Source organism: Nocardia arizonensis (assembly GCF_001310275.1).
Classification (GTDB): Bacteria; Actinomycetota; Actinomycetes; order Mycobacteriales; family Mycobacteriaceae; genus Nocardia; species Nocardia arizonensis.
On record NZ_LGYZ01000081.1, the window covers coordinates 245061 to 257221 of the forward strand.

Below are 12161 nucleotides of genomic sequence, written 5' to 3' on the forward strand. Positions count from 1 at the left end.
AGGTAGATCATGACCGATGCCAAGGAAGAGCTTCCACCGGTCGCGTCACTGCCCGCCGTTCTCGGCGCGCTGCACGATCCGGTCCGGCTCGAGATGGTGCGCAGGCTGAGCAACGCGGGCGCTGCGGTGCGCTGCGGCGCGCTCTACGAGGTCATCAACAAATCCACCGCCACACACCATTTCAAGATTCTGCGGGAGGCGGGGGTCATCGAACGCGTCGTCATCGACGGCCAGACCTGCCAGCGTCTGCGCACCGCGGATCTCGACGCCGCCCTGCCCGGCGTGCTGGCGCCCATCGTGGACGCGGCCAACCGGGCCAGGCTCGACACAGCCGACCCGGCCAGACTCGACGCAACCAACCGGGCCAGGCTCGACGCAACCGACCCGGCCAGACTCGACGCAACCAACCGGACCAGGCTCGACACAGCCGACCAGGCCAGGCTCGACACAGCCGACCGGACCGGAATCGATGCGACCAACCGGGCCGGAATCGACGCGGGCGACCCGGCCGGGCGACTCGACGCTCCCCGGTCGGCGGCAGCGGCGGCACCGTAAGGGTCGGCGGTTGCCCGAATCCCACTTCCGCCGATCGTTCGGCCACGCCGACGCAGCGCACGGCCTTTCTGCCGGACGGCTCAGCTCGGGGCCAGTCGCCGCACCGCCGCGGGCAATTCCCGAGTGCGCCGGTAAGGCCCCGCCACCGAGACCGCGAACGGCCGCGCCAACAGGGTCCGCGCCGTCGCCGCCACCTGCTCGGTGGTCACCGCCTCGATATGGGCCAGCGTCTCCGAGACCGTGCGGTGGTTGCCGTAGCTGAGTTCACTGCGGCCGATGCGGTTCATCCGCGAGGCCGAATCCTCCAGGCCGAGTACGAGTCCGCCGCGCAGCGAGCCCTTGGCCCGTGCGCATTCGGCATCGGTGATGCCGTCGGCGGCGACCTCCTCCAGCACGCCCTGCGCGAGCGCGGCGACCTTGCCCAGATTCTCCGGCTGGCAGCCGATGTAAACCGAGAAGGCGCCGGTGTCGGCGAAGGTGTCCACGCTCGAGTAGACCGAGTAGGCCAGCCCGCGTTCCTCCCGAATGCGTTGGAACAGCCGTGAACTCAGACCGCCGCCGACGACGGTGTTGAGCACCGACAGCGGCCAGCGTCGCTGCCCCTCGTGCCGTCCGAAGGCGCGCACCCCGAAGGCCAGATGGGCCTGCTCGCTGTCGCGGTGGCTCCAGTGCAATTCCGGCGTACTGTGCGGGCGGAACCGGCCCTCACGCCTAGGCGCGGGTTCGGCCACCGGATCGAGTCGATCCGCGAAGGCCCGGTGCACCAGTTCGACGGTGTGGTCGTGTTCCACGTTGCCCGCCACTGCGACGACCATGCGATCGGGACGGTAACGACGCTGGTGGAAGGACCGCAATTGCGCGGCCCGCATGGATTCGATGGACTCGATGGACCCGATGACCGGCCGTCCGACCGGGTGTGCGCCGAACAGGGCGGTCAGGAAGGCGTCACCCACCAGATCCTCGGGATCGTCGTCGCGCATGGCGATCTCCTCGAGCACCACCTGGCGCTCGACGTCGACATCCTCGCTCCGGCACAGTCCGTTGAGCACGACATCGGTGACCATGTCCACCGCCAGCGGCAGATCCTCGTCGAGCACGTGGGCGTAGTAGCAGGTCTGCTCCTTGGCGGTGAAGGCGTTGAGTTCACCGCCGACCGCGTCCATCGCCTGGGCGATCTCGAGCGCCGATCGGGTCGGAGTCGCCTTGAACAGCAGATGTTCCAGGAAATGGGCCGCGCCCGCCACCGTGGGTCCCTCGTCACGCGACCCAACGCCGACCCACACCCCGACCGAGGCCGACCGCACGCCGGGCACGTGTTCGGTGACCACGCGCAGACCGCCGGGCAGCACCGTACGCCGCACACCGGTCTGGGCGCCGTGGGGGCGGATCGAATCGTCGGACCGCAGTTGGAGTGACGAACCCCCCTGCTCGCGGAGCAGAGGGGTTGCCGTTTTCTTCTTCGTCACAGAGACAAGTACTACTCGTCCGCCGCCGCGCCCGCATCAATGGTTTCGGTCTCGGCGGGTTCCTCGGCGTTCTCCTCCACCGGGACCAGCGAGATCTTGCCGCGGTTGTCGATATCGGCGATCTCGACGCGCAGCTTGTCGCCGACGTTCACCACGTCCTCGACCTTGGCGACGCGTTTGCCGTTGCCCAGCTTCGAGATATGCACGAGACCGTCGCGACCCGGCAGCAGCGAGACGAACGCGCCGAAGGCCGTGGTCTTGACGACCGTGCCGAGGAAGCGCTCGCCGACCTTCGGCAGCTGCGGGTTGGCGATGGCGTTGATCGCGTCGATCGCGGCCTGCGCCGAGGGACCGTCGGTGGCGCCGACGAAGACGGTGCCGTCGTCCTCGATCGAGATATTGGCGCCGGTGTCCTCGGTGATCTGGTTGATCACCTTGCCCTTGGGGCCGATGACCTCGCCGATCTTGTCCACCGGGATCTTGATCGCGGTGACGCGCGGCGCGTACGGACTCATCTCGTCCGGCGTGGCGATGGCCTCGGCCATCACGTCCAGGATGGTGGTGCGGGCGTCGTGCGCCTGGCTCAGCGCACCCGCGAGCACCTGCGAGGGAATGCCGTCGAGCTTGGTGTCGAGTTGCAGGGCCGTGACGAAGTCGCGGGTGCCCGCGACCTTGAAGTCCATGTCTCCGAACGCGTCCTCGGCGCCGAGGATGTCGGTCAGCGCGACGTAGCGGACCTCTTCGACGCCGCTGTCGTTGGTGACGGTGTCGGAGACCAGACCCATGGCGATTCCGGCGACCGGGGCCTTGAGCGGCACACCGGCGTTGAGCAGCGCGAGGGTGGAGGCGCAGACCGAACCCATCGAGGTGGAACCGTTGGAGCCCAACGCCTCCGAGACCTGGCGGATGGCGTAGGGGAACTCCTCCTGGTCGGGCAGCACCGGGATCAGCGCGCGCTCGGCCAGCGCGCCGTGGCCGATCTCGCGGCGCTTGGGCGAACCGACGCGGCCGGTCTCACCGGTGGAGTACGGCGGGAAGTTGTAGTGGTGCATGTAGCGCTTGCTGGTCTCGGGACCGAGCGAGTCGACCTGCTGGGCCATCTTCACCATGTCGAGGGTGGTGACACCCAGGATCTGGGTCTCGCCGCGCTCGAACAGCGCCGAACCGTGCGCCCGCGGCACCACGGCGACCTCCGCCGAGAGCGCGCGGATATCGGCGAGCCCGCGCCCGTCGATGCGGAAGCCCTCGGTGAGGATGCGCCTGCGGACCAGCTTCTTGGTGACCGACCGGAAGGCCGCGCCCAATTCCTTTTCGCGACCGGCGAAGTCGTCGCCGAGTCGGGTCAGCACGTCGAGCTTGATCTCATCGATCTTCGCCTCGCGCGCCTGCTTGTCGGCGATGCTCAGCGCCTCGTTCAGCTCGCGCTTCGCGGCGCCATCGACGGCCTCGAACACATCGGCCTCGTAGGGCGGGAACAGCGGGAACTCACCGGTCGGCTTGGCCGCGAGTTCGGCCAGATCCGCCTGTGCGCGGCAGAGCCGGGCAATGAACGGCTTGGCCGCTTCGAGCCCCTCGGACACCACGGCCTCCGTCGGCGCCTGCGCGCCGTCCGCGACCAGCGCGACGACCTTCTCGGTGGCCTCGGCCTCGACCATCATGATCGCGACATCGCCGGATTCGACGACCCGGCCCGCGACCACCATGTCGAAGACCGCGCCCTCGAGCTGCTCGACGGTCGGAAAAGCGACCCACTGCCCGTCGATCAGCGCGACGCGCACACCGCCCACCGGACCTGAGAACGGCAGACCCGCGATCTGGGTGGAGGCCGAGGCGGCGTTGATGGCGACGACGTCGTAGAGGTCCGCGGGATCCAAGCTGAGCACCGTGACCACGACCTGGATCTCGTTGCGCAGTCCGTCGACGAAGGACGGGCGCAGCGGCCGGTCGATGAGGCGGCAGGTCAGGATGGCGTCGGTGGAGGGACGGCCCTCGCGGCGGAAGAAGGAGCCCGGGATGCGGCCCGCGGCGTACATGCGCTCCTCGACGTCCACCGTCAGCGGGAAGAAGTCGAACTGGTCCTTGGGCTGCTTGCCCGCGGTGGTGGCCGACAGCAGCATGGTCTCGTCGTCCAGGTAGGCCACGACGGCGCCTGCGGCCTGGCGCGCCAGACGTCCGGTCTCGAAACGAACCGTGCGGGTGCCGTAGCTGCCGTTGTCGATCAGCGCGACCGACTCGAAGACACCGGGTTCGACCTCGACCGCGGAGGATTTGCGTTCAGTTGTTTCGGTCATTTCTTCTCTCAACCTCTCGTCTCGCCGGGTCGAGCGCACCGTCCACGGGCGCGACCCGGCTATCGTCGGCCGTACCGGATACGGACGCGCGGCAACCGTCCTGGCTGCGACGCGCACACCCGGCCGAAATCCCCTTGGATACGGCGACGCGGAGGCGGTCATCGATCGAAGCCCGTCGGAGTACCGAGGAGCCACTACCGAAGACCGACGCCACGCGGTCGAGTGCGTACGGCCGTGTTGTCGTGGACCGGAGATACGCCGAAGAGCAGCGGAAACGCTGCCGCTGTGGCGGTCCACCCCGCATACACGAAAGCCAACGAGGAAGATTGTACGTCTCCCCGTCCGGCAACCACCCACCCCCATACCACCGTGTGTCGACGGCGCGCAGTGTCGAACCCCCGAAAGAATCCCCCGAAGGCCGCCCCGACAACCCCGGCACGGCCCTACTACGGATCCGCCGCCGACCGGAAGCCCGACCGACGACAGACAACCCCGAAAAAGCTTATCGACGCAGCCCGAGCCGCTCGATCAGCGAACGGTACCGCTCGATGTCCTTGCTCTGGAGGTACTTCGACAACCGCCGCCGCCGACCGATCAGCGCCAGCAGGCCGTGCCGGGTGTGGTGATCGTGCTTGTGCACCTTCAGATGCTCGGTCAGATCCGAGATCCGCTTGGACAGCAGCGCGATCTGCGCCTCCGGCGATCCGGTGTCCTTTTCGTGCAGGCCGTATTCCTTGAGAATCGCCGACTTCTGCTCGGTGGTCAACGCCATGCGGCATCCACTCCTATTTCTCAGTTCCGCGCTCGAATCTCCGTACCGCCGGAGTGGGCGCCACCGCGGACCGCAGCAAACCCGAACAGCTACCCTACCGGACCGCGAACGCGGCATCGAAATCGGCCGGATGTCAGGCGCCGAGCACCTTGCGGGCGTTGTCGACGTCATACCCCATCGCCTCGACCAGCGCGTCGAGCGAATCGAATTTCCGCATACCGCGCAGATGTTCCACGAAGTCGACCGCGACGTGCTGTCCGTAGAGATCGGCCTCGCCGTCGAGCACGTATGCCTCGACGGTGCGCGAGCGGCCGGAGAAGGTGGGATTGGTGCCGACGGAGATGGCGGCCATGGCCCGGTCGCCGGGGGTGACGGTGCCGATGGTGGGGCCCGGGCCGAGCACGGTGAACCAGCCCGCGTACACCCCGTCGGCGGGAATGGCGGCGTGCATGGGCGGCGCGACATTGGCGGTGGGGAATCCGAGTTCGCGGCCGCGGCCGTCGCCGTGGACGACGACGCCTTCGACGCGGTGCGGGCGGCCGAGCGCTTCGGCGGCGGCGGCCATATCGCCCGCGTCCACGCAGGCCCTGATGTAAGTGGAGGAGAACGTGACGGCGTGTTCGCCGACGAGTTTGACCCCGTCGACCTCGAAACCGAAGCGCAGGCCGAGTTCACGCATGGTCGCCACGGTGCCCGCGGCCTTCTTGCCGAAGGTGAAATTGTCCCCGATGACGACCTCGGCCACGTGCAGGCGTTCGACCAGCAGGTCGTGGACGTAGCGGGCGGGGGTCAATTTCATGAAGTCCTGGGTGAACGGCATGACGCAGAAGACGTCGACGCCGAGTTCCTCGGCCAATTCGGCCCGCCGGGTAAGGGTGGTGAGCTGGGCCGGATGCGAACCGGGCCGGACCACTTCCATGGGGTGGGGATCGAAGGTCATCAGCGCCGCGGGGACACCGCGCGCGGCCGCGGACTTCACCGCGCGGCTGATCAACTGCGCGTGGCCGCGATGGACTCCGTCGAATACGCCGATCGTGAGCACACAGCGCCCCCAGTCCGCGGGCACGTCTTCGAGACTTCGCCATCTCTGCACTCTCGAAAGCCTAATGGACCCCGCCGCGGCCGGTCCGACCGAAGTCCGTCCGCGAGGGCCCGCGCGTGCGCGGCGGCGCGATCGCCGGGCACGCGAACGACATTCGGGCGGACCGGATGTCACGCATTGTTCCATCGCCCGCGACCGCACGGTGCCCGCCGTTCGCCGCGCGCGGTGGCTGGAGCGTCGCAGTGTGTGAAATCTCCGACGAGTGCATAAGCTCGGTATGTGCCTGGTAAACGAGATATCGCCACCCGACGCGAGCTGGCAGGCCGATCGGCGGGTGAGGTGTCCGGCGCCGACACCGCGACGGTGGCGCCGGAGCTGACCTCGGTCGCCCAGGACTATCTGAAAGTGATATGGACCGCGCGGGAGTGGTCGCAGGAGAAGGTGTCGACGAAGTTGCTCGCCGAACGGATCGGGGTTTCGGCCTCGACGGTGTCGGAAGCGGTGCGCAAACTGGCCGATCAGGGTCTGGTCGAGCACGCCCGCTACGGCTCCATCACGCTCACCGAACACGGCAGGCGCGCCGCGATCGCCATGGTGCGCAGGCACCGGCTGCTCGAGACGTTCCTGGTGAACGAACTCGGCTACGGCTGGGACGAGGTGCACGACGAGGCCGAGGTGCTCGAGCACGCGGTCTCGGATCTGCTCATGGCGCGTATCGACGCCAAACTCGGCTATCCCGACCGTGATCCGCACGGCGACCCCATTCCGTCGGTGGACGGCGCGGTACCGACCCCGCCCGCCCGACGGCTCAGCGATTTCCACGCGGGTGAATCGGGCCGGGTGGCGCGAATCTCGGATTCGGATCCGGCGATGCTGCGCTATTTCGACTCGGTGGGCATAGCGCTGGACACCGCGATCAGCGTGGTGGAACGACGGGATTTCGCGGGCACCATCGCGATTCGCATCGGTGCGGGCGAAACGCCGACCGATCTCGGCCGTCCCGCCGCGGAAGCCATCTGGCTCACACTGTGACCGGCGCCCACTTCATGCCATCACCCACCGCCGCGCGGCGTCAACCGTGCGGATTTCGCTGCCGCGGTATGGATTCGGATCAGTCGACCAGGCCGCGTGGCCGGACCACGAAGACGGGTGCGGCACGGCGGCCCTTCTCCTCGAGCAGGGCGATGGCGGTGCCATCGGCGGTGACCGCCGCGTAGACGCCAGCCATGCCGACGGGTTCGAGCCACCGTCCGTCCCGGAGGGATTCGGCCTCTTCGGCGGTGACGACGCGGGGTGCGAAGGTCGCGGCAATGGCGGCATCCATGTCCAGACTCAGCCGCGGCGCATCGGTTTCGGCGGCCCGTGCCAATTCGTCGAGGGTGCGCGCGTGTTCGAGGGTGAACGGTCCCACGCGCGTACGGCGCAGCGCGGTGAGATGTCCGCCGACGCCGAGCGCGGCGCCCAGATCGCGGGCCAGTGCGCGGATATAGGTGCCGGAGGAACAGTCGACGGCCACGTCGAGGTCGACGAAGCCGCCCGCGACATCGCGACGGGCCAGCACGTCGAATCGCGATACGGTGACCGGCCGTGCGGCCAGTTCGACCACCTCACCCGCCCGGTGGCGGGCGTAGGCGCGTTCACCGTCGACCTTGATGGCGCTCACCGTCGCGGGGACCTGCGCGATATCCCCGGTGAGTTCGGCCACACCCGCGGCCACGGCCTCGTCGGTCACATGCGCGGCCGGTGTGGTGGCGAGTATCTCGCCCTCGGCGTCGTCGGTGGTCGTGGCCTGACCGAGCCGAATGGTGGCGGTATAGGACTTGGTGGTGAGAATGAGCAGGCCCAGCAGTTTGGTCGCGCGTTCCACCCCGAGCACCAAGACGCCGGTGGCCATCGGGTCCAGCGTGCCCGCGTGTCCGACCTTCTTGGTGCGCAGCAGTTTCCGTGCCCGCGCGACCACGTCGTGACTGGTCCGGCCGCTGTCCTTGTCGACGACGAGCAGACCGCCGAGCAGGTCGCGGGTGGCCCGGTCCGCCATCAGCAGTGCACGATCGCGGTCAGGATCAGCCCCTCGGCGATCATCCAACGGCCATCGAAACCGGTCAGCGGCACACCTCCGTCGGTGGTCTGCCCCGGCACAAGCAGGTCGCTGCGGAAGGTGCCCGACCCGCCGTCGGTGTGCTCGTCGACGGTGAAGGTGATGTGCGCCTCCTCGAAGCCGAGCCAGCGCAGGGTCAGCGGGAACCACGCCTTGTAGGTGGCCTCCTTGGCGCAGAACAGCAGACGGTCCAGGTGCAGATCGGAGGACACGGTGCGCAGCCACTCGCGCTCCGGCGGCAGGCTCACCGAATCGAGCACACCCTCGGGCAGTCGTTCGTGCGGTTCGGCATCGATACCGACCGAACGGAACCGGAGCTTGTGCGCCAGCGCCGCCGCACGGTAGCCGTCGCAGTGGGTGAGACTGCCGACGACGCCGCGCGGGAACAACGGCATTCCGCGTTCGCCCTTGCCGATCGCGACCTCGGGTTCACCCAGTTCGGCCAGTGCCCGGCGCGCGCAGTGGCGTGCGCCGATGAAATCGCGGCGGCGCTTCTCGACCGACTTGGCGATGAGATGCTCCTCGGCCGGATGCGGGGTCAGATCCTGTGGGTACGCCAGCAGTTCGGCCGAGGCGACCCCGCTGGGCAGAATGTTCTCGATCATCGCCCCCGAGCCTAGTGGAGCGCCTCGCCCGCGCCGGCGGCGCCGTGAGCACGTTCGCCTGATCAGCGACCGCGCTCGACCCAGACCATCGGTACCGAGCCCCAGGCGCACGCCGGAGACGAGGACATGGGCGCGGTCAGACGCCGCGGCGGCGTTGCGCCTTCTCGCGCATCTGCGCGGAGGCGGCCTCCATTTCGGGGGTCACCTTGAAGTGGCCGCCCCACTTGTTGAGGGCGCCGGGCGGATAGGAGGGGGTCGGCAGGATCTGACGCAGCAGATTGTCGGGCAGGCCCCGGCGCTGCCATTCGCGCGGATAGCCGAGCGACACCTCCTCGAAGCGAACGCCGTCGTAGTAGGAGGTGCGCGGAATGTGCAGGTGGCCGTATACCGAGCACACCACGTTGTAGCGGGTGTGCCAGTCGGCGGTGAGCGTGGTGCCGCACCACAGCGCGAACTCCGGGTACCACAGCACCTCCGTCGGTTCGCGTACCAGCGGGAAGTGGTTGATGAGCACGACCGGCGCGTTCGCGGGCAGCGCGTCGAGCCGCCGCAGGGTGGACCGCACCCGGGCGTGGCACCACGCGTCGCGGGACAGATAGGGTTCCGACGAGAGCATGAACTCGTCGGTCGCCACCACGTTGCGTTCCCGGGCGATGTCGAGCCCCTCCGCCTTGGTGGCGGCGCCCTCGGGCAGGAACGAATAGTCGTAGAGCAGGAACATCGGCGCCAGCGTCACGCCGGTGCCGAATTCCTCGGCGCCCGCGCCGGTCCACACCGGGAACGGGTCCTCAGGTGTCAGCACATCGAGGTCACGGCACATGGCGACCAGGTATTCGTAGCGGGCGGCGCCGTGCATCTGCACCGGATCCTTCGGCGTCGTCCACAGTTCGTGGTTGCCCGGCACCCAGATCACCTTGGCGAACCGGCTCCGAAGCAGCTCGAGTGCCCAGCGGACGTCCTCGGCCTTCTCTCCCACGTCACCGGCCACGATCAGCCAATCCTCCGGCGAATCCGCGCGGATCTGTTCCACGACCGGCCGATTCCCCTGGTGCCCGACATGGATGTCGCTCACCGCCATCAACTTGGGTATCACCACACCCACCTTGTCATACGCCGGCGGCGTGGTCCGATCGGCGGCGCGCCGACGAGCCGTCCCACGGGTGGTCAACTCGTCCAGCGCATGCGGGCGGTGGCCGCGAATCCCGGGGCGACGACCAGCGATCCGTTCGGTTCGCGACGGCAGGAGGCGACGGCGATATGGCACGGCCGTGGCAGTTCGGGCGGGATCTTCACCCCGCCGTCGATCTCGTAGCGCGTATTGGTGATCTTCCACGTGCGCGCCGCCGGATCCCGCGGACTCGTCGGCGGGGCGTCCGGCCTCACGACCACGTAGACCTCGGTGACACCCGCGGGCCAGGTGAAGATCAGCAGACCGTCGTGTTCGGCGACTCCGCCGACACCGGGAATGCCGCCCGGATTCGGCTCGTCGCCGGGTTCGGCGTATTCCCGCGCCGCACCGGACGATACGGCCGCCGATTCGGCGGGAACGGCGCTGTGCGCGTCCGAACGGATGACATCCGAATATCGTCCGGCGCTCGCCGCCGCCACCGCGTACACCGGCAGCGGACCCGCGGGGGCGCCGCCGTCCTCGAGTTCGGTGGTCCTGGTACGGCCGACGACCCGCCACGAACCATCCGGCTGCAACCGGGTGACACGGTAGTCGACATTCTCGGTGGGCGAGGCGGACCAGGTGATCTGCACCGAGCCGTTCGGCATTCGGCTCACCTCGACCCGCCCCGGCGCATCGACCGGTGTGACGGCCAGCGCTGCCGCGGCGCCCTGATGATCGGCGCAGACCTGTTGGGCGGCGAGTAGTGCGCGGACGCGGTCGGTGGCCGGTCCCGCCTGCGCGGCGGCGACCAATCGGTCGGCCTCGGCGATGGCGCGCGCCGCCTCGGCGCGGAGCTCGTCGAGACCGACGGCCTGCCCGGTCGGCGGCGGCACGTCGCCGGCGGCGCGGCGCAGGTGCTCCACATGTTCGAGCACCTCGACGTATCGCTTCGCACCCCGCGCCGCGCCGATATTGCGCCACCGCACAGCGGCCTCGGCGAGCACCCGCTCGATTTCGTCGGCGACCGAGCGAATGGGGGTTGCGCCCGTGCCGTTGTCGAGTTGGCGCGCCTCGGCGACCTGCCGGGCGGCCTCCTGCGGCCTGCCGCCGCGCAGCGCGGCTCGGGCGGCCTTCAACGGCTCCTCCCACAGCCGTCCTCCGTCCCGCGGCGACACGGGTGCGGTGCGCGACCCCACCGTCTGCGGAGTGCGTGGCGCGGCCCCGGTGTGCCGGGACGGCATATCGGGCGCGCTCTCCACGCGCGCGCCGAGTTCGGTGGCGAGATCGGTGAGCACCCGGACGGCGCGGTCCCGGTCGAGGCCGAGGTCGATGGCCTCATCGAGCAGATAGCGATAGTCCTCGCCGACGAGCTGATCCTCGACCAGCACCGCGGCGCGCACCTTCGGGCGCAGTTCGGCGGTGACGTCCTCGATCACCGCGCGCACGTATTCGTCGACCTCCGGGCCGCCGGAGACGAGCAGATCCTGTACGTGGGTGAGCAACTCGTCCAATACCACGCGGACCCGGCCCGGCGGGAGTTCGCGGGCACGGGCGCGCAGGGCCTCGGCGCGCAACCGGATCTCCTCGGTATGCGTCGCGTCGGCCGGGTCGAGGCCGAGTAGGCCGAACAGGGTGGGGGCGGGCGGACCGTCGAGCAGCCGATCCCATTCCGCGAGCAGCTGTCTGATCTGCAGACGGCGCTGCGCGGTCAGGGTCGCGGCCGCCGGGCCCGGCTGCTCCTCCAGCACGCGGTACCTGCGCAGGCGGGCACCTACCTCGGCCGCGGAGAGCCCGCCCATGGCGCCGATCTCCTCGAGCCCCGCCACCTTGGTTGCGGGCACGCCGCCGTGGCGCTGCACCAATCGGGAGATGGCGATATCGAGCATTTCGTAGCGTTCGGCGTCACGCTGTTCGCGCACCTGCCGCACCCGCATGGCCTCTGCCCGGCGCGAACTCGCCACCAGCAACATCTCACTGCGGCGGGAGTGGTCATCGACCAGCAATCCGACCAGCACCCGGTACTTCGGATGGTCGCGCTGGCGCTGCCAGAACCCCCACACCTCCCGCACGCGCTCGGACACCTCGGCGTCGCTGAGGGATTCGGCCTCTTCCAGCGGAATGTCGTAGAGCTCGAACGGATCCGACTGTTCGATGCCACCGCGGCGTTCGACGGCGGCCAGCACCCGCTTGCGATAGTCGTTCGGATCGAAGACCTGCATGC

9 protein-coding genes and 1 pseudogene are annotated in these 12161 nt (G+C 69.1%); 2 read left to right on the forward strand and 8 right to left on the reverse strand.

What is annotated here, in order from left to right; all coding sequences use genetic code 11:
* Positions 1-9 precede the first annotated feature (9 nt).
* Positions 10-318: pseudogene (locus tag APZ21_RS34105) on the forward strand (ArsR/SmtB family transcription factor); the annotation flags it as partial.
* 317 nt (positions 319-635) lie between these two features.
* Here the strand turns inward: APZ21_RS34105 and APZ21_RS16700 are convergent.
* The 4 genes from APZ21_RS16700 to APZ21_RS16715 form a co-directional block, all read right to left on the reverse strand.
* On the reverse strand, positions 636-1961 hold the full coding sequence (locus APZ21_RS16700; protein ID WP_054814414.1) for a M16 family metallopeptidase: 1326 nt from the start codon (positions 1959-1961) through the stop codon (positions 636-638).
* A gap of 71 nt (positions 1962-2032) precedes the next feature.
* Positions 2033-4312: a polyribonucleotide nucleotidyltransferase gene (locus APZ21_RS16705; protein WP_054814206.1), complete on the reverse strand. Its 2280-nt coding sequence runs from the start codon at positions 4310-4312 to the stop codon at positions 2033-2035.
* A gap of 502 nt (positions 4313-4814) precedes the next feature.
* Positions 4815-5084, reverse strand: coding sequence for a 30S ribosomal protein S15 (rpsO, locus tag APZ21_RS16710; RefSeq protein WP_054814207.1), 270 nt, complete (start codon positions 5082-5084; stop codon positions 4815-4817).
* A gap of 133 nt (positions 5085-5217) precedes the next feature.
* Positions 5218-6177 (reverse strand): bifunctional riboflavin kinase/FAD synthetase, encoded by a 960-nt coding sequence (locus APZ21_RS16715; protein ID WP_054814208.1) that lies wholly within the window; start codon positions 6175-6177, stop codon positions 5218-5220.
* Between the two features lie 288 nt (positions 6178-6465).
* Here APZ21_RS16715 and APZ21_RS16725 point away from each other — a divergent pair, with 288 nt between their 5' ends.
* Positions 6466-7158, forward strand: a complete 693-nt coding sequence (locus APZ21_RS16725; protein WP_239476686.1) for a metal-dependent transcriptional regulator — start codon at positions 6466-6468, stop codon at positions 7156-7158.
* A 79-nt stretch (positions 7159-7237) separates the two neighbouring features.
* Here the strand turns inward: APZ21_RS16725 and truB are convergent, their stop codons facing one another.
* From truB to APZ21_RS16745, 4 genes are all read right to left on the reverse strand, one after another.
* Positions 7238-8164, reverse strand: coding sequence for a tRNA pseudouridine(55) synthase TruB (gene truB / locus APZ21_RS16730; protein WP_054814210.1), 927 nt, complete (start codon positions 8162-8164; stop codon positions 7238-7240).
* Positions 8164-8829: a 4'-phosphopantetheinyl transferase Npt gene (gene npt / locus APZ21_RS16735; protein ID WP_054814211.1), complete on the reverse strand. Its 666-nt coding sequence runs from the start codon at positions 8827-8829 to the stop codon at positions 8164-8166. Before npt ends, truB begins: the two co-directional genes overlap by 1 nt.
* 136 nt (positions 8830-8965) lie before the next feature.
* Complete coding sequence (locus APZ21_RS16740; protein ID WP_156371123.1) at positions 8966-9922, reverse strand: metallophosphoesterase family protein; 957 nt, start codon at positions 9920-9922, stop codon at positions 8966-8968.
* Positions 9923-9993: 71 nt separating this feature from the next.
* Positions 9994-12159: a SaeA-related protein gene (locus tag APZ21_RS16745; RefSeq protein WP_054814212.1), complete on the reverse strand. Its 2166-nt coding sequence runs from the start codon at positions 12157-12159 to the stop codon at positions 9994-9996.
* Between the last annotated feature and the right edge of the window lie 2 nt (positions 12160-12161).